Raw genomic sequence first — 21,682 nt, 5'->3', positions numbered from 1 at the left:
ATGTCCGAGCGGAGAGCCGCCTCCGTCGCCGTCTCCGCGACCCTCACGACCGGCGCGACCCGTGGCCGGCTGCCGGCCACCGTGCTGGCGGCCGCCCTGGTCGCCGCGTGCGGCCTGGGCGCGACGGCCGGGCCCGCCTCGGCGGCCTCGGCCACCGCGGAGTCGGCTGGATCACTCACCCCGGCCGCGGCCGTCCCGCCCTTCTACACCCCGCCCGCCGAACTGCCCGACGCCGACGGCACACTGGTGCGCACCGAACCGCTTCCCCTCGCGCTGAGCCTGCCCGGCCTCGACGGCCCACTGCCCGGCACGGCGACCAGGCTGATGTACAAGTCGACCGACTCGGCCGGCCGGCCCGTCGCCGTGACCGGCGCGTACATCGAGCCGTCGGCCGCCTGGACGGGCAGGGGTCCCCGCCCCCTGGTGGCCTTCGCCCCCGGCACGATGGGGCAGGGCGACCAGTGCTCCGCCTCGCTCGCCCTCGAACACCCCATCGCCCTGAACGAGGGCTCCGTGTCCGTCGGCTACGAGGCCCTGGCCGTCTACCGGATCCTCAGCCGGGGCGTCGCCGTCGTCCTCACCGACTACGCGGGCCTCGGCACGACCGACCGCGTCCACACCTATGTCAACCGTGTCGACGAGGGCCACGCGCTCCTCGACGCAGCGCGCGCCGCCCGCACGGTGGCCGGGGCGACCGTCACCGCCACCTCACGCGTCGGCCTGTACGGCTACAGCCAGGGCGGCGGCGCCAGTGCCGCGGCCGCCGAACTCCAGCGTTCCTACGCACCGGACGTGCCCCTGGCGGGGACCTATTCGGGAGCGCCGCCCGCCGACCTCGACGCGGTGATGAAGGGCGTAGACGGCAGTTCCCTGGCAGCCGCCATCGGCTGGTCGGTCAACGGCTTCCGGCAGAGCGACCCGGACCTCGGACCCGTCGTCGACGCCCATCTCAACGCGGCCGGCCGGGCCGCGCTGGGCGCCACCTCGACCATGTGCGTCGGCGACGCGCTCCTGTCGTACGGGGCCGTGTCGAGCACGGAATGGACGAACGACGGCTCCTCCGTCGCGCAGGTCGTCGACGCCGAGCCCCGGCTGAAGTCCTTCATCGACGCCCAGCGCATCGGCACCCTCAAGCCCACGGGGCCGGTGCGGGTGGTCAGCGGCGTCAACGACGACGTGGTCCCCCACGCGCAGGTCCGCCGGCTCGCGGCCGCCTGGTGCGGCAAGGGCGCGGACGTCACCTACGTACCGGTCAACCTACCGAGCCTCGGGGAGAAGAACATCGTCAACCACTTCGCCCCGCTGCTCACGGACCAGGGCACCGCCATCTCCTGGCTGGTCGACCGGCTCTCCGGCAGGACCACGGCCTCCAACTGCCGGCTGCTGCCGATCCTCCCCTGAGCCCAACACCGGCCTGACCGGATCTAGGTCCCGCCGGCTCTCATCACCGGAAGGATCCGGGCGGCGCTGGACAGCGGATACGGGCAGCCCTGATCGCCACGACGGACACGGGCAACTCGGATCACCACGACGGAAACGGGAAACCCTGATCGCCGCGACGATGCGGGCGGCGCTAATCTCCGCGACGGATACGGGCGGCCTTGCGGGCCTCGGCGAGTCGGCGCGCCTCGGCGGACCGGCGGGAGTCGCCGCCGGCGCGGCCGTCCTGTCCCGGGCGGGTGCCCATGCCACGGAAGGGGGCGCCGCCGCGCTTCGGGCGCTCCACGACGGGCTTGCCGCCGGCCAAGGGGACACCGGAGGGCGCCTGCGCTCCGGTGATGCGGCTCAGCTCGGCCTCACCGGAGCGGACCTGCGTGACCTGCGGCCGGATGCCCGCGTCGGACAGCAGACGGGCCATGTCACGGCGCTGGTCGGGCAGCACCAGCGTGACGACGGTGCCGGACTCGCCCGCACGGGCCGTACGGCCGCCGCGGTGCAGGTAGTCCTTGTGGTCGCTGGGCGGGTCGACGTTGACGACCAGGTCGAGGTCGTCGACGTGAATGCCGCGGGCCGCCACGTTGGTGGCCACCAGCACCGTCACCTGGCCGTCCTTGAACTGGGCCAGGGTGCGGGTGCGCTGGGGCTGCGACTTGCCGCCGTGCAGGGCCGCGGCCCTCACGCCACTGCCCAGCAGATGTCTGGTGAACTGGTCGACGGCGTGCTTGGTGTCCAGGAACATCATCACGCGCCCGTCGCGCGCGGCGATCTCCGTGGCGGCGGCGTACTTGTCGGGGCCGTGCACGTGCAGCACATGGTGCTCCATCGTGGTGACCGCGCCCGCCGACGGGTCGACCGAGTGGACCACCGGATCATGGAGATAGCCACGGACCAGGAGGTCGATGTTGCGGTCCAGGGTGGCCGAGAACAGCATCCGCTGCCCCTCGGGGCGGACCTGGTCCAGCAGTTCGGTGACCTGCGGCATGAAGCCCATGTCGGCCATCTGGTCGGCCTCGTCCAGGACGGTGATGCCCACCCGGTCCAGACGGCAGGCCTTGCGCTCGACGAGGTCCATGAGGCGGCCGGGGGTCGCGACGACGACCTCGGCCCCGTCGCGCAGCGCGCTCGCCTGCCGGCCGATCGACACACCGCCGACCACCGTGGCCAGGCGCAGTCTCAGCAACCTGGCGTACGGGGTGAGCGCGTCGGTGACCTGCTGGGCCAGCTCGCGGGTGGGGACGAGGATCAGGGCCAGCGGCTTGCGCGCGTCGGCGCGCTGTCCGGCCGTCCGCACGAGGAGCGCCAGACCGAAGGCGAGCGTCTTGCCGGATCCGGTGCGCCCGCGTCCCAGGACGTCACGCCCCGCGAGGGCGTTCGGCAGGGTGGCGGCCTGGATCGGGAACGGTTCGTGCAGGCCGAGGTCGGAGAGCATCGTCAACAGCTCGCCGGGCATGTCCAGTTCGCCGAAGGTCGCAGCCGCGGGGAGGGCCGGGGTGACGCTGACCGGCGGCGCGAACTCTCCCTGGGGGCCGGAGGGGCGACGTCCGTCGCCTTCTGAACCGGCGCCGGAACGAACCGGACGACTCATACACAACCTTCCTCGACAGGGCACGCATCAAGGAATGTCGCGGCAGGAATGAGCCGGACGAATTGCGACAATGCGAGCTGAAAACCTAGACCGGACAAATTCCATGGAAATACACAAAAACGAAGTTGGGACCCCACCCTGAGGTGCGGGTCCCAACTGCGTCAAACGCCTCAGCGTCAGGCGGGGGTGATGTTCTCCGCCTGCGGGCCCTTCTGGCCCTGCGTGACGTCGAAGTTCACCTTCTGGCCCTCCTGAAGCTCACGGAAGCCGGAGGTGGCGATGTTCGAGTAGTGCGCGAAGACGTCGGGGCCGCCGCCGTCCTGCTCGATGAAGCCGAAGCCCTTTTCCGCGTTGAACCACTTGACGGTGCCAGTAGCCATGTCACATCTCCTTCGGGGCAGTGCCCGCGAACCCGCACTGTGCGAGTCCCTGCGTCGCCACAATGAACCCCGTCCGGATAAGCACCGGAAATACATAAATGCCTGACGACATCCAACCGTCGAGACATTTGAAGTTTCGGGAACCACAACTGCAACTACTTCCAGCCTAGCACGGCGCATACATTCGCACCGGTTTCCCGCCGCTACGCCGCGCCGCGCCGCGCCTGGGCGCGGCACGGCGCGGTGTCCCGCCACGTCTTGGCGAGGCGCGGCACGGTGTCAGGAGTGGCCACGGCGGGGCGGCGGCGGTGTCAGTGGCCCGAGCCGTGACGGCCGCCCAGTTGGTCCCGGTGGCGTGGGTCGCCGAGGTAGGTGTCGACGTCGAAGTCCTGCGCGGACTTGACCTGATCCTTCGTACGCGCCACCTGCACGATGCGGGCGTCGTGGTCGACGCCCATGACGGTGTCCGAGGGGATCACCACGTCCTTGCCGAAGACCCAGACGCCGGTGCGGACCACCAGGAACCGCGGGCCGAGGTCCCTGGAGTACTTGCTGACCTTGCCGACATGGCCGTCCGTGGCGTCCACCTGGTATCCGGTGAGGTCGTCGTCCGGGGTGTGGCCGGCGGTCGGCACCTGGCGTGGGCGGTAGTCGCTCACGTTGTCCTCCCTGTCCTCGCTGACGTCGCTGTCGTCGCTGGTGATGCCTGTCCTGGTCCTGCGTGTGCCCGCTGTGGAGCGCGACAGACGTGCGAGGGACGTCACCCGTGCCGAGCGCGCAGGTCCGGGCGGCCGTCGGCTACGGCGCCCACACCCGTTCGGCGTAGTCGACGAAGTTGCGCCCCATGATCTTCTCGATGCGGCCGGAGGAGTAGCCACGCCGCTCCAGCAGGCGGATCAGCTCGCGAAACTGGTCGACGCCCCGCAGATCGACCACGAAGGGCAGCGTGTCCGCCCGCTCGCCCGCCGCCGACACCCCCGCCTCCTGGCGCTGGGCCACGTGCTCCGCCAGCCGGGCCCGGTACGCGTCCAGGTCGTCGATGGCGGTGACCGGCCCGTCGGTGCCGATGCCGACGTGGTCCTCTCCGCAGACGTCCACGGCGTGCGCGATGTGCTCGACGACGTCGGCGGCACGCGCGTGGCCGGTGGGGCTGAGGAACGGCATGAAGTAGATGCCGACGAATCCGCCGCGGGAGGCGACCAGGCGCAGTTCCTCGTCCGTCTTGTTGCGGGGCAGATCGGTCAGGGCGCGGCACCCCGTGTGGTTGATCGACACGGGTACGCGGGAGTACGTCGCCGCGTCCAGACAGGTCCGCTCGCCGCTGTGCGACAGGTCGACCATGAGGTGGTGGTCGTTGAGGGCGTCGACCACCTCGTGCCCGAAGGCGGTCAGTCCGGTGCCGGCCGGCGCCGACGAACCGCCGCCGAGGTGGTTGGCCTGGTTGTAGGTCAACTGCACCACGCGTACGCCGCGTTCGGCGAAGGTGGCGACACGGTCGGCATCGTCTCCGACGGCCACCGCGTTCTGGAATCCGTAGATGACGCCGACCCGACCGTCGCGCGCCGCCGTGTGGATGTCCGCGACGGTGGTCACCTTCAGCAGGTCGTCGGGGTGCCGGGCGATGACGCCGTCCCAGACGTCGATCTCGTGCAGGGTGTGGGCGTAGGGAGGCACATCCCCCATCACGTAGCCCAGAGTGATGTTGACGGCGGTCAGGCCCGAGGCTCGTGCCTCCGTCAGGGTCCGGGGGTCGACGGTGAACTGCTCGCTGCTCGGGTTCAGTTCGGCCGCCGCCGCCATCGACCGCGGGGAGTTGGGGTTGTCGAGCTGGCCGAGGGCGTTGATGATCAGGGGCGCGCCGGTCAACGGATCTCCCGGGGAGCGGTGGTGGCGTAGGCGCTCCGCGGGAAGCGGCGCCCTCGCTTGACGGTCAGGGTGATCGTGCGCAGGTCGTCGATGTCGACCAGCGGGTCCCGCGCGAAGACGGCGAAGTCGGCCAGCTTGCCCGGCTCGACGCTGCCCGTGAGGTGTTCCACGCCGGCGCTGCGGGCCCCGACGAGCGTCGCGGAGCGCAGCACGTCCGGGGCCGGGATGCCGCAGCGCCGGACGAGGAAGGCGAGTTCCTCGTAGAGGGCGGGGAAGGGGTCGCCGGGGTCGGTCTCGTAGTCGGTGCCGGTGGCCAGCTGCACACCCGCCCGGTGCGCCTGCGCCGTGAGGGCGATGGCCAACTCGGTGTTACGGGAGGCTCGTTCGGACGCCTCCGGGTCGTCACCGGCGAGCGCCGCACTGGCCCACATTCCGGCGGTCGCGTCCAGGACGACCCCTTGCTCGCGCATGCGGGCGAACAGGGCGGCGAGCCGCGCGTCCTCGCCGGTGACGAGACTCGCGTGGTCGACGGGCGGCTTGTCCTTGTAGGTGGTCAGGGGCGCCGTGGCCGCCTCGTGGGCCAGCAGCGTCACGTGCGAGACGGTGTCCACTCCGGCCGCGACGACCTCGCCGGGGGTCGCGGGGAACACGGCTCCGTGTGCCCAGACCGGAACGCCCTGCCGGTGCGCCTCGGCGGTGATGGCGGCGACGAGGCCCGCGTCCAGGTCGGCGTAGACCTTGACGGCCGCGGCGGAGGTCCCCCGGGCGAGGGCCACCGCCAGGGGCAGGTCGGTCAGGCCGGTGACGGCCTGCATCCAGGGCACCTCTCCCGGCACGGCGCCCCGCGTCACCTGGTGGGTCCGGGGATCGTCGAAGAACCCCGGACCCGCCATCAGCGCCGCGTAGTGGATGTCCGGGGCCGCGATCTCCCCCACTCGCCCGGCCCGCGCCAGGTCGCCGACCTGCCGGAGGTCGTCGGCCATGTCGCGTACGGCCGTGACCCCGCTGTGCACGAGGCGGCGCAGTACGGCCTCGGCGGCCGGGCGATCGGGTGGCGTGGCGAGGTGCTGATGCGCGTCGACGAGACCGGGGGTGACGAAGTGGCCGTCGAGGTCGACGACTTCAGCCCCCTCGGCGCCGAGGGCGGCCGTGTCCGCGTCGTCCACGACGGCCCGGATCAGGGAACCGTCCACGACGATCGACGTCGCGGGCCGGGGCGGGCCGCCGGTCCCGTCGAACAGCGTGACGCCTCGGTAGACCACGACCGTTCCGCTCTCGGGCGGGGCGTACGGGGTCGCCGCACCGGCACTGTCGCTCGTCAAGGTCACCACTCCCAGCCTGTTACGCTCTACGTAACAACTCTCTCGCCATACGAAACAGGCGGTACTCTACCCCCGTATCCGGGCGGTCGGCGGTCAGCCGCCGACGAAGAGCCCGCAGGAGGGCTTCGATCGAAAGGGCTTCGATGCCGCAAGCGTCGCGAACGGCCGTGGACAAGGCGCTGGACCTGGTCGAGGCCGTCTCCCGGGCTCCCCGGCCGCCTCGGCTGACCGACCTCGCCGACGAGGTCGGACTGCACCGGGCCACCGCCTACCGGATCCTGGTGGACCTGGTCCGCCGCGGCTGGGTCCTGCGGGCCGGCGACCGCTACCTGCCCGGCACCGCCGTCCTGCGGCTGTCGGTCCGGGCGGCACACAACTCGCTGACGTCACTGGCCCGTCCCGTACTGGAGGACCTGTCCGGGCGCACCGGCCTGATGGTCAACCTCCAGGTCCTCGAGAACGACGGCTCCCGGGTGGTGGACGTGGTCCGGCCGGACCGCCTGGCGATGATCAGCACCCTGCTCGGCGAGTCCCTGCCCGCGCACCGGTTCGCCGGTCCGCTCGCCCTGGTGGCCGCCCTCGCCCCGGAGGCACGCGGCCCCTACCTGGACGCGGCCCGCAAGGACGGACATCCCGTGGACGGCGACGCAGGGCTGCTCGCCGACATCGAACGGACCCGCGCCGCCGGGTTCGCCGTCGAGCACGGCCGTGACGAGCAGCTCGTCGCGTCCCTGAGCCGGGCCGTCGTCCCGGCCCCCGGGGCGCCGGTCTGCGCCGTGACCGTCGTCGGCCCGGACGCCGAGATCGACGCCCCACGCATGCGTGGACTGCGGGAGGATCTCGCCTCGGCGGTGGACGTGCTGGGCGGCCTGCTGTCCGGCACGGGCGGAGCGGGCGACGCGTGAACGACCTCCTCGTCCTCGACCGGGCCGCCACCGCGGCGGCGCTCGACCCCCACCACCTCATGGCCGCCGTGGCCGACGCCCTCACCGCCGTGGCACGCGGACAGGCGTCCGCGCCGCCCCGGATCGCGGCGACCGCGCCCGGCGGCCTGCTCGGTGCCATGCCCGGATACGTGCCGGGGCTGGGTCTCGCGGCGAAGCTCGTGTCGGTGTTCGCCGACCCCGCCCGTCCGGGCCGCAGCACCCACCGGGGCGTCGTGGCCCTCTTCGACCCCGAGGACGGCCGGCCCCTGGCCGTCATGGACGCCGAGCCCGTCACGGCCTGGCGCACCGCGGCGGCCGCCACGCACAGCGCGCTGGCCCTGGCCCGGCCCGGCCCCGTCGTGGTCGTGGGCACCGGCGCCCAGGCCCGCGCCCAGGTCTCCCTGCTGGCAGCGCTCCGTCCGGCCGAGCCCGTCACCGTCGCCGGCCGCGACCGTACGGCGGTCCACGCGACGGCCGCCCTGCACCCCCGGGGCCGTGCGGCCGACGGCATCGAGGCCGCCGTACGCCAGGCGGCGACCGTGTACTGCTGCACCGGCGCGACCCGTCCCGTCCTGCACCGCGACTGGCTCGCCCCGGGCACGCACGTGAGCTCGGTCGGCGGTTCCCACGGACCCGAGCTCGACGCCGCGACCATCCGGGAGGCGGCGCTCTTCGCCGAGTGGCCCGGCGCCGCCGGCACGCCACCGCCCTCCGGCGCCCACGAGTTGCAGGGCCTGCCGCGGGACTGTGGCGTCACGCTGCTCGGATCCGTCCTCGCGGGCGAGGCCCCCGGTCGGAACTCCCCCGCCCTGCTCACCGTCTTCAAGTCGACCGGCCACGCGGCCCTCGACGTGGCGGCCGCCCATGTCGTGCACGGCGTGGCGACCGGACGCCTCTCCGTACCGGAGGGGCCAGGCCGCTAGCGACACCGGCACAGGGGACGCGACCGAACCGCTCCCCAAGGCGGCTCACGGCAGGCGCAGTTCACCGCGGGGGAACATGACGCGGCCCGCCCTCTCCCCCGGAGCAGGACGGACCGCTGTCATGAGCGCGGGCGTCAGGCGGCGAACCGCTTGAACGCGGCCCGGGTCCCGTCCCCGGCGACGCCATCGATCGCGCCGGTGTAGCCGTAGTCGTCCTTCAGGAGACGCTGGAGTGCCTTGATCGTGTTGGTGCCGGGGTCGCCGTCGATCGCGCCGGTGTAACCCCAGTACGTCTTGAGGCAGCGCTGGAACGCCTTCCAGCTGTTGGTGCCGAGCTGACCGTCGATGGTGTCGGTGTAGCCCCAGTAGTCCGCCAGGAAGTTCTGGACGTTCTTGGCCTCGGCCGTCGTCAGACCGAAGTTCTGCGTCGCCAGCACGGAGGCGGTGGTCGCGCTCACGGCGGACTGCGAAGTCGGCGCGGACGCCGCGAAACTGGTGCCCGCGGTCGCGAGGCTTCCGGCGGCGATGCCGGCGACGGCGACAAGGCCGGCGATGGTCCTGGCCACAGCATTCGGTCGCATACGTTCCTCTTCCAGGTCGTGGGGTCGGCACCTGACCCGGCCGGTGAACATGTGGCGGGCCGGTGACGACTTGGTGGCGGGACCACGGTGCACGGGGGTCGGCCAGGGCCGCCACGGGTGCCGCGAAGGTGACGGCTTCTTGGGACACGGGACGCGCTGACCTGCGAAGACGACGTCCGCCGGGACGGTACGGCGGGACGGCTGTGACAGATGTTGCGATGTTCATGCAGAATGCGAGCGAGCGGGGGGCCGCTGATCACGGTCGTGACCGCATCTGGGGGGAACATGCCGCGCTGGAAGGCGCTGTCCGCCGAACTGGACCCACGGGTGCGGGAGTTGGTGACGCACTTACGCCGGCTCAAGGACCACAGTGGCCTGAGCCTGCGGCAGTTGGCCGCGAAGACGGGGTACAGCGAGAAGTCATGGGAACGGTATCTCGGCGGTACGTCCCTGCCGCCCCGAGAGGCCGTGGACACGCTGGCCCGTATCGGCGGCGCCGACCCGGTCCGGTTGCTGGCGTTGCGCGAAGTCGCCGCCGACACCTGGAACGGCCGCCGCGCACACACCTCCGCGCCGGACGACCTCATGGCGGAACCGGCGGTGCGTATCCCGCCGAACGACCCCGTGGCGGAAACGGTGGCGCAGGTCCCGCCCAACAGTACGGCGACGGAACCGGTGGCGCAGGTCCCCCCGGAGATCCTGCCCGAGCCGGCCGCCCTGTCGGCGCAGGACGACGGTCGGCGGACGGACGGACGGTCGCTGCGCGTCGCACTCGTGGCGGGGGCGGTGGCCCTGGTCATGGCCCTCTCCTCGGCGGTTCTGCTGGTCCTGCGGCTCAACGACGACGCCGGCGGCGCACCCGAAACCGTCGCCGCGGCCCCGTCCACCGCTCCGGCATCCTCGCCGCCCCCCTCGTACACCTGCCGGATCGAGCGGATCGACGGGCTCTGGACCGCGGGCATCAGCCGCACGCGGGACACCGAACTCTCCTACGGTGACGTCGGACCCGGTGTCGCCGAGGCGCAGTGCCTGCTGCGCCGGGCGGGCATCTCACCGGGCGGCATCGACGGAATGTTCGGCCCCCTGACGCAGCGCGCGGTAAAAGCCATGCAGAAGCGGTCCGGCCTGGTCGTCGACGGGATGATCGGGCCGCGCACCTGGAAGGCCCTGCGCGGATGACACGGCCGGCGCTGTCGCCGGGGACCGCCCGACTGACCGCCGCACTGCGGGAGTTGAAGGACCGCGTGGGGCTGAGCCTGGCGGGGCTCGCCGCCGCGACCACGTTCAGCAAGTCCTCGTGGGAGCGCTACCTCAACGGCAGGACCCTGCCGCCGCGTGGTGCCGTCACGGAGCTCTGCCGCCTCGCGGGCGAACCGGACGGGCGCTGTCTGGCGCTCTGGGACATCGCGGAGGCCGAGTGGGGCGGACGGGGGGAGAGCGCGGTGCGCCCATCGTCGCCGTCCGCCGACGTGAGCGCGGACACCGCCCCCGCTCCTCCCCTCACCTCCGAGCCTCCCGCTCGCTCCGTCGGCGATTCGAAGGCGATCACGGTCGGCGGCCGTCCGGGGACGGTGGCCGTGGCGGTTCTCACGTCGGTCTGCGCCGCGGTGTTGGCCATCGTCGTGCTGGTCTTGCTCCTCCTGCCGGACCGGGCCGATACGCCACGACCGTCGACGCACCCGCCCGCCACCGGCCCGCTGTGTGGGACGGCCACCTGCGCGGGCAAGGACCCGATGGCGATGCGATGCGCCGCCACGCCGGACACCCTCACCGAGCACCGGACCGCGACCGGAGCCTCCGTCCAGCTCCGGTACAACCGGGTGTGCGGCACCAGTTGGGCTCGGATGTGGGGTGCCCGGATCGGCGACCGGATCGAGATGACGACGGACGGGCCCGACGCCGCGCACAGGCGTGGCGCCCGGGTCAGCAGCCGTTCCGAAGCGGACACCTACGTGCACACCCTCATGAGCCTGACTCCGCCAGGAGCGGCCGTACGGGCGTGCTTCCTGCCCGTGAAGGGCGGCGGGACCGAGTGCTTCGAGGCCCGCGCCGGCCAGGGCACACCGACGCCTTGAGGACCGGCCGTCCTTGGGACCAGGGCACGGTCATTGCCTGGGCCTGTCGGGATTGATCACCGCGCGGAGGGTCTCGATCCGCCCGTCGAGTATGTCGACTACGTCGAGCGCGAGGGTGTGTGCGGCACCTTGCCCTCCGGGGCACGGAAAGGCGGCCGCGGCGGCCGTGGACACCGGGAAAAGGGTCGAGCGCTGCCGTCCCGGGTCAGGCGAGATGCCGGACCGGGACAGCAGCGCTCGGGAAACCGGCACTACTTGGTGAGCGGGGACAGCTTCGGGTCGTTGGCGTAGGCCTCGGCCGCGTTCTCCTTGGTCACGATGACCGGCGGGAGCAGGTACGAGGGAACGACCTTGGAGCCGTTGTTGTACGACTTGGTGTCGTTGACCTGCGGCTTGTCGCCCTTCTGGATGGACTTGACCATGTTGATGGTCTCGGCGACGAGCTTGCGGGTGTCCTTGTTGATGGTCGAGTACTGCTCACCGGCCATGATGGACTTGACCGACTCGACCTCGGAGTCCTGACCGGTGACGACCGGGACCGGCTTGCCGGCACCCTTCACCGAGGTGAGGATCGCGCGGGCGAGGGTGTCGTTCGGGGACAGGACACCGTCGAGCTTCTTGGCGCCGTTGTACGTCGAGGTCAGCAGGCCGTCCATGCGGCTCTGGGCGTTCTCCGCCTTCCAGCCCTGGATCGCGGTCTGCTTGATGTCCTTCTGCCCGGAACCGACAACGATGTCACCCTTGTCGATGAGCGGCTTGAGGACATCCATCGCGCCGTCGAAGAACACCTTCGAGTTGTTGTCGTCCGGCGAGCCGGAGAACAGCTCGACCGTCCAGGGGCCCTTCGGCTTCTTCGCCTTCATGCCGTCGAGCAGCGCCTGACCCTGAAGCTGGCCGACCTTGAAGTTGTCGAACGCGATGTAGTAGTCGACGTCCGGCGTGTTGGTGATGAGCCGGTCGTAGGCGATGACGGTCACGCCCGCCTGCTTGGCCTGCGCCACCTGGGTCGACAGCTGCGACGCGTCGGTGGCGCCGATGACGATCACCTTCGCGCCCTTGGTGACCATGGAGGAGATCTGCGCCTGCTGGTCCGCGACGGTCGTCGAGGCGCCGGCGTACTGCACGTCGGCCTTGAACCCGGCGCCCTTGAGGCCGTCGGTGAACAGGTCACCGGCCAGCACCCAGTTCTCCGAGGTCTTCGCGGGCAGCGCCACGCCCACGAGCGAGCCCTTGTCGAAGCCCTTGGCGTCGCTGGTGCTCGACTTGTCGGAACCCTCGCGCTCGTTGGAGCACGCGGTGGCGCCCAGGGTGAACAGAGCGGCGGCGCCGACCGCCGCGATGCCTCTGATGATGCCAGTACGCATGGTGAGTTGAGCCCTTCTTACGGTGGTGCGGGGTGAGTGGGACGCAGTGGAGTGCGGCGCCATCGGTGACGACCCTCCGTTCAGCCTGCGACCTGAGCCTTGTCGGGATCGGAGGCCTGCTTCGGCGCATCGGCCGGTGTGGACGCCTCGTCCCGCTGGAACGGGCGCATCAGCGTTCCGATGATCGAGAAGCGCCCCTGCTTCTTGCTGTAGACGTCGAACGCGACGGCGAGCAGGAGGACCAGGCCCTTGATGATCTGGACCATGTCGGAGCCGACGCCCTCGAGTTGCAGACCGTTGTTGAGCAGCGCCATGACGAGACCACCGACGATGGAGCCGCTGATGGTGCCGAGGCCGCCCGAGACCGCCGCGCCACCGATGAAGACGGCCGCGATGGCGTCGAGTTCCCAGCTCAGGCCGTCCTGCGGGCCGGAGGCCGCGGAACGCGCCACGAAGATCATGCCCGCGAGTGCCGCGAGGACGGACATGTTCATCATGACGTAGAAGTTGACCTGCTTGAGCTTCACACCGGACAGCTCGGCGGCGCGGGAGTTGCCGCCGACGGCGTAGATGTGCCGGCCGCCGACGGTGTTGCGCGTGTAGTACGAGTACGCGAGCACCAGGACGATCAGGATGATGCCGGAGATGGGCAGGCTGGTGCCGATGCGGCCGCCGGCGAAGCGCAGCGTGGTGAAGATGATGACGGTCAGCATCACGGCCAGCCGCACCCCCGCCACCCACAACGGTGCGGTGTCGGCGTTCATCTCCTGCCGGGTCTGCCGCGCCTTCCACTCCCGCCACACCACACCCAGGCAGGCGGCCAGGCCGAGCAGCAGGGTGAGGTTGTTGTAGCCGGTCTCCGGACCGACCTCCGGCAGGAATCCGGCGCCGATGTCACGGAACCCGGTGGGCACCGGCACCGTGTCGGCGTTGCCGATGTACTGGTTGCCGCCGCGGAACAGCAGCATGCCGGCCAGGGTGACGATGAACGCGGGCACCCCGACGTAGGCGACCCAGAAGCCCTGCCAGGCACCGATCGCCGCGCCGACGAGCAGGCCGAGCACGATGCCCAGGATCCACGGGAGGTCGTACTCCTGCATCGCCTTGGCGACCACGATGCCGGTGAACGCCGCGACCGATCCCACCGAGAGGTCGATGTGGCCGGCGACGATCACCATCAGCATGCCGATGGACAGGATCAGGATGTAGGAGTACTGGCTGACCACGGCGATGAGGTTGCCGGAGGTCAGGGTCAGACCGCCGGTCCAGATCTGGAACAGCGCGACGATCGCGACGAGCGTGGCGATCATCCCGAACTGGCGGGCGTTGGAGGTCGTACCTCCGAAGAGGTTCTTCTGCAGCTCTGATATGCGGCTCATGGGGTCGCTGTCTTCGTGAGAGAGGTCATCTTCTTCATAAGGAGTTCCGGGTTGGCGTCGTCGCGCGTCACCTCACCGGTGATGGCGCCTTCGAACACCGTGTAGATGCGGTCGCACAGTCCGATGAGCTCGGGCAGCTCCGAGGAGATGACGATGACGCCCTTGCCCTGGTCGACCAGGCGCTGGATGATCCCGTAGATCTCGTACTTGGCGCCCACGTCGATGCCGCGTGTCGGCTCGTCGAGGATCAGCAGGTCGGGATCGGTGAACATCCACTTCGCGAGGACGACCTTCTGCTGGTTGCCGCCGGAGAGCTTCACGACACCCTCGTCGACTCCGGGGGTCTTGATCCGCAGGCTCTGGCGGTACTCCTCGGCCACCTTGTGCTCGCGCACCGGGTCGATGACCCGGCGACGGGTGATCTTCGAGAGCTTGGCCGCCACCATCGAGGTCTTGATGTCGTCCAACAGGTTGAGGCCGATCGACTTGCGGTCCTCGCTGACGTAGGCCAGACCGTGACCGATGGCGTCCGCCACCGACTTCAGCTGGATCTCCTCGCCGTCCTTGAAGACCTGGCCGGAGAGCCAGTGGCCGTAGGAGCGTCCGAACAGGCTCATCGCGAGTTCGGTGCGTCCGGCGCCCATGAGCCCGGCGAAGCCGACGATCTCGCCGCGCCGCACGGTGAAGTGGGAGCCCTTGCACACGAGCCGTTCGTCGGAACTCGGGTGCCGTACGGTCCAGTCGCGGACCTCGAAGAACACCTCGCCGATCTCGGGGGTGTGATCGGGGAACCGGCTGCTGAGCTCGCGGCCGACCATACCGCGCACGATGCGGTCCTCGTTGACGCCGTCGGCCTGGACGTCGAGGCTCTCGATCGTCCGGCCGTCCCGCAGGATCGTGATGGTGTCGGCGACGGCCTCGATCTCGTTGAGCTTGTGGGAGATCATGATCGAGGTGATCCCGCGGTCCCGGAAGCCGCGCAGCAGGTCCAGCAGATGCTGCGAGTCGGCCTCGTTCAGGGCCGCGGTCGGCTCGTCGAGGATGAGCAGCTTCACGTCCTTGGCGAACGCCTTGGCGATCTCGACGAGTTGCTGCTTGCCGACACCGATGTCCTTGATCAGCGTGTCCGGGTCCTCCCGGAGCCCGACGCGTTCCATCAGCTCCAGTGCCTGGCGCTGCGCGGCCTTCCAGTCGATCGAGCCACGCCTGCGGGGCTCGTTGCCGAGGAAGATGTTCTCGGTGATCGACATGCCCGGGACCAGCGCCAACTCCTGGTGGATGATGACGATGCCGGCCTGCTCGCTCGCCCGGATGTCACCGAAGCGGACCTCGTCACCCCGGTAGACGATGTCGCCGGTGTAGCTGCCGTGCGGGTGAACACCGCTCAGCACCTTCATGAGGGTGGACTTACCGGCGCCGTTCTCGCCGCAAATCGCGTGGATCTCGCCCTCCTTGACCACCAGGTTCACATCCGCGAGCGCCCTCACGCCCGGGAAGGTCTTGGTGATCGAGCGCATCTCCAGCAGTACCTGGGGGTCGCTCATGAGCCGGGCCCCATGCCACGGAAGCCGTGAGGATCACACGGCTCCGAGCGTTCCGGGCGACATTTCATGGACATCAACCTGCCTCCGATGGCACTGCCTTGTGCCTGCATGTCCGGGCTGTTACGTCTGCGGGACGGGACTTTAAATCCATTTGTTTTACTAAGTCAACGCCTGGCGAAGGTATCGTCATCGAGCTGGAACAGAGAGGACCTCGCGCGTGCGCCAAGCAGGAACAAACCTCCCCAAGGTCGGGCGATACAACAGGGCGGTCGTGCTCGACCAGATCCAGCTCGCCGACGGCATCAGTAGGGTCGAGATCGCCCAACGGACCGGGCTCACCCCGCAGACGGTCTCGGGCATCGTGCGCCGGCTGCTGGACGAGGGGATCGTGCGCGAGGACGGGGCCAGCCGGGGCTCGGGCGGCGGCAAGCCCCGTACGACGCTGAGGGTCAACGCCGACGCGGGCAGCGCCGTGGGCCTCGTGTTCGACCCCGTCGAACTCACCTGTGCCGTGGTCGACCTGCTCGGACGGCCCCTGGTCGTCAAGCGGCGGCCCACCCCGCCGGGCACCGACCCGTCACACGTCGTGTCGGCCATGGCCGAGCTGGTCACCGACGTGCTGGACGAGGCGAAGGTGCCGCGCGAGAAGGCACTGGGGCTGGGACTCGCCGCGCCGGGACCGATCGACCAGAAGCTCGGCATGATCGTCGCCCCTCCCCAACTCGCCCACTGGCGGCGGGTGCCGCTGCAAAGCATGCTGAGCGAGGTCACCGGCCTGGCGGTGACGCTGGACAACGACGCCACCGCCGCCGCCATCGGCGAGCGCTGGTCCGGCCTGGGCAAAGGGGTCGCGAACTTCGCCTACCTGTTCTTCGGCACCGGCGTCGGAGGCGGCCTGATACTTCATCACCAGGTCTACAGGGGCGGCTCGTTCAACGCGGGCGACTTCGGCCACTCCTCCGTACTGCCCGACGGGCCGGAGTGCTACTGCGGCGACCGGGGCTGCCTGGAACGGCTGGTCAACCCCACCGCGATCGTCGCGGAGGTACATCGCCGACTCGCCGCCGGGCCAGGCGTCGACAGTGCGCTGTCGCAATCGTTCGCCGAGGATCCGGCCCTCGTCGACCACGCCGCGATCCGGCTCGCGGCGGGTACCGGTGACCCAGTCGCGACGGCGGTCATCGACGAGGCCGCGGGACATGTCGCCTCGGTCGCGGTCACCATCGCCAACTTCATCGACGTGGACCTCATCATCCTGGGCGGCCACGGCATCCAGCACGTGGAGTCGCGCTACGTGGACGCCGTCACCGCGGCCCTGACCTCCAGACCGCTCGCCCGGCACATCCGGGTCGTACAGGTCGCGGCCTCCCCGCTCGGCGTGGACGCCGCGGTCGTGGGCAGCGCGGCACTGGTGCTCCACGCGACGTACTCCCCCCAGTTGTCGGCGCTGCTGTCGGACTGACCAGCGGACGGCGCCAACGGGGACAGCGACGGCGACGCCCGGCGGAACGGAGTCCCCTTCCCTACGGCCGCTCCCCTACGGTCACTTCCACCCGTACGCGTACGCCGCGACCCAGGTGATGTCGAGCTGGGCGCTGCTGCCTGGCGCCGCGCCCGGCCCTTCCAGGGCGCTCTCGTTCTGCAACACCCAGGACAGCGGCCGGTCCGGTACACCGCGCGTGTCGTGTCCGGTCAGCCGCCCGTCGACGAAGAACCGCACATGGCCCGGCGTCCACTCGGTGGACACGGTGTGCCATTCGGTCCAGTCGTCGCTCCCCGGAAAGTACCCCTGTTCACCGCCATCGCACGGATGGTGGAACGCGGTGAGCGCGCCGGTCCACTCGCCTTCGGGGTGGTCCATCTCGCACCCCCCGCCGTAGTGCAGCCAGGCGGACTTGTATCCCGGGGCCAGTTTCGTGACCTTGATACGCGCGCTGTACTTGCCGTACTTCATCTGCATCACCGCGCGTGGTACCAACGCGGCGGCGTGCACGGGCCCTCCGTCGGCCGGCCGCCACATCCGTACGGTCATCCTGCCGTCGCCGTCCGCCGCAGGGCCGACGCTCACCGTGTCCTCCGGGTGGTAGACACCCACCACGTCCCGGGCCCTGCTGTTCGCCGTGTCGAGCCAACCGGTCGGGTAGGCCCACCAGTTGTCACGGAACTTCCCGCTCAGACCCGCGCAGTACGCGGCGGAGGTGTCGACATGGTGATCGCAGTCGCTGAACGCGCCGAGCGGCACCCGGTCGCCGTCGAAGTCCTCCGCGAGGACCTGCCAGAAGGGCCCGCAGTCCCCTCGGGGCAGACTCGCGCCCGTGGTGTGACAGGCATCGGCCGAACCGGGCGCCCCGTCCGCCCGGGGCAGTCCCAGGAACGCGGCGACGAGCACGAGGCCCGCCGACGCCACCAGGGCTCGCCTTCGGTGGTGCGGCGCTGCGTGTGAACCCATCCCCAGGCTCCCTCGATGCTCAGCTGCCGGCGGCGTCCCTACTTCCCACGCCCTCACGAGGGCGGACGGTTCTCCGCGAAGGAGCATCCTGACCCGCCGGCCCGCGCGGCGCCATCCCCGGAACGGACCGGGAACCGGACGGCCCTGCTCCACCGCCGCCGCCCCCCGGCGGTTCCGGAACCGGCTATCCGGCCCGGTTCCGCAACGGCCATCCGGCCTTGCCGCTCGCGGTGGGCCGGACGCGCGTCCCGCCGGGCATCGCACCGGCCCCTCGGGGCAGCCCGCTCTGCCTCGGAAGCCGCTGACGCCCGGTCACGGGTTCGTTAGCGTCCGAGGGTGAGCCCGAACATCCCGCCCACACCGCGCCCCGCCGCGGCTCCCGCGCACCACCGGCCCGGCACGTGAACGACCCGGCGGACACCGCGACTCCACGGCACATCACCGACGAACCGGCGCGGCCTGCCTCCGCCCTTGACCTCGCGACAGCGACAGCGACATCAACCGCGACTGGGGCTAGGTCTACGTCTACGTCTACGTCGAGCGAAGGTCGTCCACCGCGCCGCCGTGGGCCCGGCCCCTTCACCCTGATCGTGGTGCCCGGTCTGATGGCGCTCATCGGAGTCTCCGGGTTCCTGGCCCTGACCGGTGGCCTCTCCCCCGCACTGTCCCCGGGACCGGATCCGGCACCGACCTCCAGCAGCGACGTCGACGCCTCGTACGTCCCTTGGCTGCGCAAGGCGACCGATGCCTGCGCGGTCGTCACCCCCGCACTCCTCGCCGCGCAACTCGACCAGCTCTCCGGATGGGTGGACGACAGCGCCAGCCTGTCCGAGCAGGGAATCGCACGCTTCACGGCCGACCGGTGGCGGACCTGGGGCCGGGACGACGACGCCAACGGCCGCTCCTCACCGCACGATCCGGCGGACGCCATCATGGCCCTCGGCCGGCAGGACTGCGCGCTCGCCGGGAAGGTGACCGCCCTCAGGACCGAGGGGACCGTCAGCGGCAGCCTCGCCGACCTCACTCTCGCCGCGTACGCGGTCGGGACGGACACGGTGGCACGGGCCGGCCGGGTGCCGGGCGCCGCCCGCCCGTTCGTCGACCAGGTCCAGGAACGGCTTCCGCGCTACGAAGCCCTGGTCCGCCGGAATCCCGGCCAGGCGGGCGGCCAGAGCGCCGCCGCGATACTGACCCCTCCCGTCGGCACGCTCACGGTCACCTCGCCCTTCGGGTCGCGCGAACACCCACTCACCGGAGTCACCAAACTCCATACGGGGGTGGACTTCGGCGCGGCTCAAGGAGTTCAGGTGTCCGCCGCGCGGGCCGGCCGGATCGAGTTCGCGGGCACGACCACGGCCTACGGCAACCGGGTGGTGATCGACCACGGCACGATCGGCGGCAAGCGGCTGGAGACGACGTACAGCCACCTGTCCGCCCTCCAGGTCACCGCGGGGCAGACCGTGAGCGCCGGCTCCCCGGTCGGGCTCGTCGGCTCCACCGGCCTGTCCACCGGCCCACATCTGCACTTCGAGGTTCTCCTCGACGGCCAGTACACCGACCCGATGCCGTGGCTCACCACCACCCGGTGACCCGTACGAAGCGCACCCGGCGGCGCCGCCTCACCACGCCGCCTCACCACGCCACGACACCGCCGCCCCACGGCGCACACACGTGACGACGGCACCCCGTCGGACATTGCGCAACCCTCGGGTTGCACGTTACTTCACGACGTGCAACCCTGGAGTTGCACGCACCGACCGTGGCGACGAAACCGTGACGACGAAGGAGTCCCTCATGAGCGAGGACCGGATCGAGCGCGAGACCCTCATCTCGGCGTCCTTGGAGCGGGTCTGGTCGCTGGTGGCCCAGCCCGGGTTCTGGGTGGCCGAGAAGGCGAGCCTGCCCGGCACCGTGGCCGTGGAGGGAGAGTCGATGGTGGCGAAGAACGCGGAGCACGGCGATTTCCCGGTCCGCGTGGAGAAGGTCGTGCCGCCGACGTACCTGGCGTACCGCTGGACCAGTGCCTTCCCCGGCGAGGAGTTGCGCGAGGACAACAGCACCCTCGTGGAGTTCACACTGACCGCGGAAGGCGACCGGACGCGACTGCGCGTCGTCGAGAGCGGGTTCGCGGCGCTGGCCGGCTCCGAGGAACTGCGCACCCAGAACGTCAAGGACCACACCGAAGGCTGGCCGCTGGAGCTCGGCGCGCTCAAGTCCCGCGCCGAGCGGCCCTCCACGTGACCGAAGAGCGTCCCGACGCCGCCGAGACCGTCGACAGCGTGCTCGCCGCACTGGCCGACCCGACGCGACGCCGGCTGCTCGATCTGCTCGCCGAACGGGGCGAGGCCACCGCCACGACGCTCGCCGGACAACTCCCCGTTTCGCGCCAGGCGGTGGTCAAGCACCTCACCGTGCTGGACGCCGCAGGTCTGGTCCGCAGCGGCCGGGTCGGCCGCGAGGTGCGCTACGCGGTACGCCCCGCGGCGCTGGACACGACGGCACGGTGGATGGCCTCGCTGGCGGCCGACTGGGACCGCCGTCTGGCGACCATCAAACGCGTCGCGGAGGCGGCGGAACGGGAGGCGACCACGCCGGGCACCGACTGACGAGCGGGATCCTTCGCACAGGAGGCGGCCGCGCGGAACCTGTGACGGGCCGCTCGACTCGGTCCTGGCTCCGCCCCCCTCACCCCAGCAGGGCGAGCAGTGGTTCCGCGGGCAGGGGGTAGCGGGTGTCCCCGCCCGGGCCGGTGGTCGTGGTGGCGGTCAGCAGCGAGTTGAGGACCGCTTCCTCCACCGCGTCGAGCACGGCGACGAAGACGGGATCGAGGAGGTCGTCGCGCACCACGGCGGGTCCGGCGGGCGTACCCAGCGGACGGGTCCCGAAAGCGATCCCGTAGTCGCCGCTGCCATGGCCGTACGCGGCACCCACCCTGGCCAGCCCGAAGACGGCCCGGCGGGCCAGCCGGGTCAACTGCCGTGCGTCCAGCGGCGCGTCGGTCGCCACCACGACCATGCAGGAGCCGTCCTGCGGGCCGGGGTCAGCGGTCGGCACGCCGACGTCGGCGGGAGTGACCGTACGGCCCAGCACCCGCAACGTGCCACCGAAGTTGGCCTGCACGAGGACCCCGACGGTCGCCTCCCGGCCGGCCGGACGCACGCGCCGCGACGAGGTTCCGATGCCGGCCTTGAACCCGAGAGCGGTCATCCCGGTACCCGCCCCGACACATCCCTCGGCGACCGGTCCGGCCGACGCGCTCTCCAACGCGGCGCGGACATGCTCCTCGCGCACCGGCCGCGAGCGGATGTCGGACAGGAGCCCGTCGTTGCACTCACCCACGACCGGGTTCACGCTGCGCGCACCCGCCCCCTCCGGTCGCTCCAGGATCCAGCCGACCAGGGCGTCCGCGACCCTGAAGGCGGACAGCGTCGACGTGAGCAGCACGGGGGTCTCCAGCGCGCCGAGTTCGGCGATCTGCGTGGTGCCGAGCAACTTGCCGTACCCGTTGCCCGCGAACACCCCCGCGGGCAGGGCGCCGGCGGGACCCACCCCCTCCGGCACGATCGCCGTGACCCCACTGTGCACCCGCGGGGGGCGCACCAGCGTGGTGTGCCCGACCCGGACACCCGGCACATCCGTCAGCGCGTTGTGGCGCCCGGTCGGCAGATCACCCACGACGATGCCGAGCTCCCGCGCTCTGCGTGGTACCGCGGCCGAGGACGGAGGCGAACCACCTACGGGCACATGCATGACCAGCACGCTACCGGCACCGCACGAGCCCCACCCTCGCCCACTCCCTCAACTCCTGGGACGGCGCGGCCCGGAGGCGAGCGACGCCGCCCCGACGG

The 21,682-nt window shown here is 71.1% G+C and carries 20 protein-coding genes; 9 read left to right on the top strand and 11 right to left on the bottom strand.

The annotated features are described in order from the left end of the window. Entirely contained in the window at positions 1-1,401 is a 1,401-nt protein-coding gene (locus tag ACWCQK_RS23200) for a lipase family protein (protein WP_451157830.1), read from the top strand. Positions 1,402-1,573: 172 nt separating this feature from the next. Here ACWCQK_RS23200 and ACWCQK_RS23195 read toward each other — a convergent pair whose 3' ends face one another. The 5 genes from ACWCQK_RS23195 to ACWCQK_RS23175 all read right to left on the bottom strand — a co-directional run bounded on the left by ACWCQK_RS23195 (position 1,574) and on the right by ACWCQK_RS23175 (position 6,599). Then, the gene (locus tag ACWCQK_RS23195; RefSeq protein ID WP_451157732.1) at positions 1,574-3,025 is read right to left on the bottom strand and encodes a DEAD/DEAH box helicase; all 1,452 of its coding nucleotides are present in this window, start codon (positions 3,023-3,025) and stop codon (positions 1,574-1,576) included. Between the two features lie 176 nt (positions 3,026-3,201). Beyond that, positions 3,202-3,405 (bottom strand): cold-shock protein, encoded by a 204-nt coding sequence (locus ACWCQK_RS23190; protein WP_152889447.1) that lies wholly within the window; start codon positions 3,403-3,405, stop codon positions 3,202-3,204. A gap of 311 nt (positions 3,406-3,716) precedes the next feature. Continuing rightward, positions 3,717-4,064 (bottom strand): PRC-barrel domain containing protein, encoded by a 348-nt coding sequence (locus ACWCQK_RS23185; RefSeq protein ID WP_451157729.1) that lies wholly within the window; start codon positions 4,062-4,064, stop codon positions 3,717-3,719. Between the two features lie 139 nt (positions 4,065-4,203). Further along, complete coding sequence (locus ACWCQK_RS23180) at positions 4,204-5,271, bottom strand: dipeptidase (protein WP_451157727.1); 1,068 nt, start codon at positions 5,269-5,271, stop codon at positions 4,204-4,206. Next, complete coding sequence (locus ACWCQK_RS23175) at positions 5,268-6,599, bottom strand: amidohydrolase family protein (RefSeq protein ID WP_451157725.1); 1,332 nt, start codon at positions 6,597-6,599, stop codon at positions 5,268-5,270. Before ACWCQK_RS23175 ends, ACWCQK_RS23180 begins: the two co-directional genes overlap by 4 nt. 137 nt (positions 6,600-6,736) lie before the next feature. On the opposite strand from ACWCQK_RS23175, the gene ACWCQK_RS23170 reads away from it, so the two are divergent. Beyond that, entirely contained in the window at positions 6,737-7,498 is a 762-nt protein-coding gene (locus tag ACWCQK_RS23170) for an IclR family transcriptional regulator (protein WP_451157723.1), read from the top strand. Continuing rightward, positions 7,495-8,442, top strand: a complete 948-nt coding sequence (locus ACWCQK_RS23165; RefSeq protein WP_451157721.1) for an ornithine cyclodeaminase family protein — start codon at positions 7,495-7,497, stop codon at positions 8,440-8,442. The genes ACWCQK_RS23170 and ACWCQK_RS23165 overlap by 4 nt, the downstream gene beginning before the upstream one ends. 134 nt (positions 8,443-8,576) lie before the next feature. Here the strand turns inward: ACWCQK_RS23165 and ACWCQK_RS23160 are convergent, their stop codons facing one another. Then, complete coding sequence (locus ACWCQK_RS23160) at positions 8,577-9,023, bottom strand: peptidoglycan-binding domain-containing protein (RefSeq protein ID WP_451157719.1); 447 nt, start codon at positions 9,021-9,023, stop codon at positions 8,577-8,579. 285 nt (positions 9,024-9,308) lie between these two features. Here ACWCQK_RS23160 and ACWCQK_RS23155 point away from each other — a divergent pair, with 285 nt between their 5' ends. Together ACWCQK_RS23155 and ACWCQK_RS23150 are read left to right on the top strand one after the other, a co-directional pair. After that, positions 9,309-10,202 carry a peptidoglycan-binding protein gene (locus ACWCQK_RS23155; RefSeq protein WP_451157828.1) on the top strand — a complete coding sequence of 298 codons (894 nt, stop codon included), beginning with the start codon at positions 9,309-9,311 and terminating at the stop codon, positions 10,200-10,202. Further along, a complete protein-coding gene (locus ACWCQK_RS23150) occupies positions 10,199-11,098 on the top strand; it encodes a DUF2690 domain-containing protein (protein ID WP_451157717.1) in 900 nt (299 codons plus the stop codon). The genes ACWCQK_RS23155 and ACWCQK_RS23150 overlap by 4 nt, the downstream gene beginning before the upstream one ends. Positions 11,099-11,349: 251 nt before the next feature. On the opposite strand, the gene ACWCQK_RS23145 is transcribed toward ACWCQK_RS23150, so the two are convergent. From ACWCQK_RS23145 to mmsA, 3 genes are all read right to left on the bottom strand, one after another. Beyond that, a complete protein-coding gene (locus ACWCQK_RS23145) occupies positions 11,350-12,462 on the bottom strand; it encodes a substrate-binding domain-containing protein (protein ID WP_451157715.1) in 1,113 nt (370 codons plus the stop codon). Positions 12,463-12,542: 80 nt separating this feature from the next. Further along, positions 12,543-13,841, bottom strand: coding sequence for a multiple monosaccharide ABC transporter permease (gene mmsB / locus ACWCQK_RS23140; RefSeq protein WP_451157713.1), 1,299 nt, complete (start codon positions 13,839-13,841; stop codon positions 12,543-12,545). Then, positions 13,838-15,385: a multiple monosaccharide ABC transporter ATP-binding protein gene (gene mmsA, locus ACWCQK_RS23135; protein ID WP_451157711.1), complete on the bottom strand. Its 1,548-nt coding sequence runs from the start codon at positions 15,383-15,385 to the stop codon at positions 13,838-13,840. The genes mmsB and mmsA overlap by 4 nt, the downstream gene beginning before the upstream one ends. A 271-nt stretch (positions 15,386-15,656) precedes the next feature. On the opposite strand from mmsA, the gene ACWCQK_RS23130 reads away from it, so the two are divergent. Next, the gene (locus ACWCQK_RS23130; protein ID WP_451157709.1) at positions 15,657-16,847 is read left to right on the top strand and encodes an ROK family transcriptional regulator; all 1,191 of its coding nucleotides are present in this window, start codon (positions 15,657-15,659) and stop codon (positions 16,845-16,847) included. 81 nt (positions 16,848-16,928) lie between these two features. On the opposite strand, the gene ACWCQK_RS23125 is transcribed toward ACWCQK_RS23130, so the two are convergent. Continuing rightward, positions 16,929-17,834: a glycoside hydrolase family 16 protein gene (locus tag ACWCQK_RS23125; RefSeq protein WP_451157705.1), complete on the bottom strand. Its 906-nt coding sequence runs from the start codon at positions 17,832-17,834 to the stop codon at positions 16,929-16,931. Positions 17,835-18,439: 605 nt separating this feature from the next. Between ACWCQK_RS23125 and ACWCQK_RS23120 the strand changes: the two genes are divergently transcribed. From ACWCQK_RS23120 to ACWCQK_RS23110, 3 genes are all read left to right on the top strand, one after another. Further along, positions 18,440-19,423, top strand: coding sequence for a M23 family metallopeptidase (locus tag ACWCQK_RS23120; RefSeq protein ID WP_451157703.1), 984 nt, complete (start codon positions 18,440-18,442; stop codon positions 19,421-19,423). Between the two features lie 205 nt (positions 19,424-19,628). Next, a complete protein-coding gene (locus ACWCQK_RS23115) occupies positions 19,629-20,075 on the top strand; it encodes an SRPBCC domain-containing protein (protein WP_451157701.1) in 447 nt (148 codons plus the stop codon). Further along, on the top strand, positions 20,072-20,440 hold the full coding sequence (locus ACWCQK_RS23110) for an ArsR/SmtB family transcription factor (protein WP_451157699.1): 369 nt from the start codon (positions 20,072-20,074) through the stop codon (positions 20,438-20,440). Before ACWCQK_RS23115 ends, ACWCQK_RS23110 begins: the two co-directional genes overlap by 4 nt. A 79-nt stretch (positions 20,441-20,519) precedes the next feature. Here the strand turns inward: ACWCQK_RS23110 and ACWCQK_RS23105 are convergent, their stop codons facing one another. After that, positions 20,520-21,584, bottom strand: a complete 1,065-nt coding sequence (locus ACWCQK_RS23105) for a P1 family peptidase (RefSeq protein ID WP_451157697.1) — start codon at positions 21,582-21,584, stop codon at positions 20,520-20,522. Positions 21,585-21,682 lie beyond the last annotated feature (98 nt).

Source organism: Streptomyces sp. NPDC002306, from assembly GCF_053593435.1.
The sequence above is the reverse complement of the archived record's forward strand: the minus strand, read 5'-3'. Positions and strand labels throughout refer to the sequence as shown.

Bases quoted from the DNA above. Each gene is read 5' to 3' on its own strand.
- ACWCQK_RS23200 (WP_451157830.1), top strand. From the start codon at position 1: ATGTCCGAGCGGAGAGCCGCCTCCGTCGCCGTCTCCGCGACCCTCACG.
- ACWCQK_RS23195 (WP_451157732.1), bottom strand. From the start codon at position 3,025: ATGAGTCGTCCGGTTCGTTCCGGCGCCGGTTCAGAAGGCGACGGACGT.
- ACWCQK_RS23190 (WP_152889447.1), bottom strand. From the start codon at position 3,405: ATGGCTACTGGCACCGTCAAGTGGTTCAACGCGGAAAAGGGCTTCGGC.
- ACWCQK_RS23170 (WP_451157723.1), top strand. From the start codon at position 6,737: ATGCCGCAAGCGTCGCGAACGGCCGTGGACAAGGCGCTGGACCTGGTC.
- ACWCQK_RS23160 (WP_451157719.1), bottom strand. From the start codon at position 9,023: ATGCGACCGAATGCTGTGGCCAGGACCATCGCCGGCCTTGTCGCCGTC.
- ACWCQK_RS23155 (WP_451157828.1), top strand. From the start codon at position 9,309: ATGCCGCGCTGGAAGGCGCTGTCCGCCGAACTGGACCCACGGGTGCGG.
- ACWCQK_RS23150 (WP_451157717.1), top strand. From the start codon at position 10,199: ATGACACGGCCGGCGCTGTCGCCGGGGACCGCCCGACTGACCGCCGCA.
- ACWCQK_RS23145 (WP_451157715.1), bottom strand. From the start codon at position 12,462: ATGCGTACTGGCATCATCAGAGGCATCGCGGCGGTCGGCGCCGCCGCT.
- mmsB (WP_451157713.1), bottom strand. From the start codon at position 13,841: ATGAGCCGCATATCAGAGCTGCAGAAGAACCTCTTCGGAGGTACGACC.
- mmsA (WP_451157711.1), bottom strand. From the start codon at position 15,385: ATGAGCGACCCCCAGGTACTGCTGGAGATGCGCTCGATCACCAAGACC.
- ACWCQK_RS23125 (WP_451157705.1), bottom strand. From the start codon at position 17,834: ATGGGTTCACACGCAGCGCCGCACCACCGAAGGCGAGCCCTGGTGGCG.
- ACWCQK_RS23120 (WP_451157703.1), top strand. From the start codon at position 18,440: ATGGCGCTCATCGGAGTCTCCGGGTTCCTGGCCCTGACCGGTGGCCTC.
- ACWCQK_RS23115 (WP_451157701.1), top strand. From the start codon at position 19,629: ATGAGCGAGGACCGGATCGAGCGCGAGACCCTCATCTCGGCGTCCTTG.
- ACWCQK_RS23105 (WP_451157697.1), bottom strand. From the start codon at position 21,584: ATGCATGTGCCCGTAGGTGGTTCGCCTCCGTCCTCGGCCGCGGTACCA.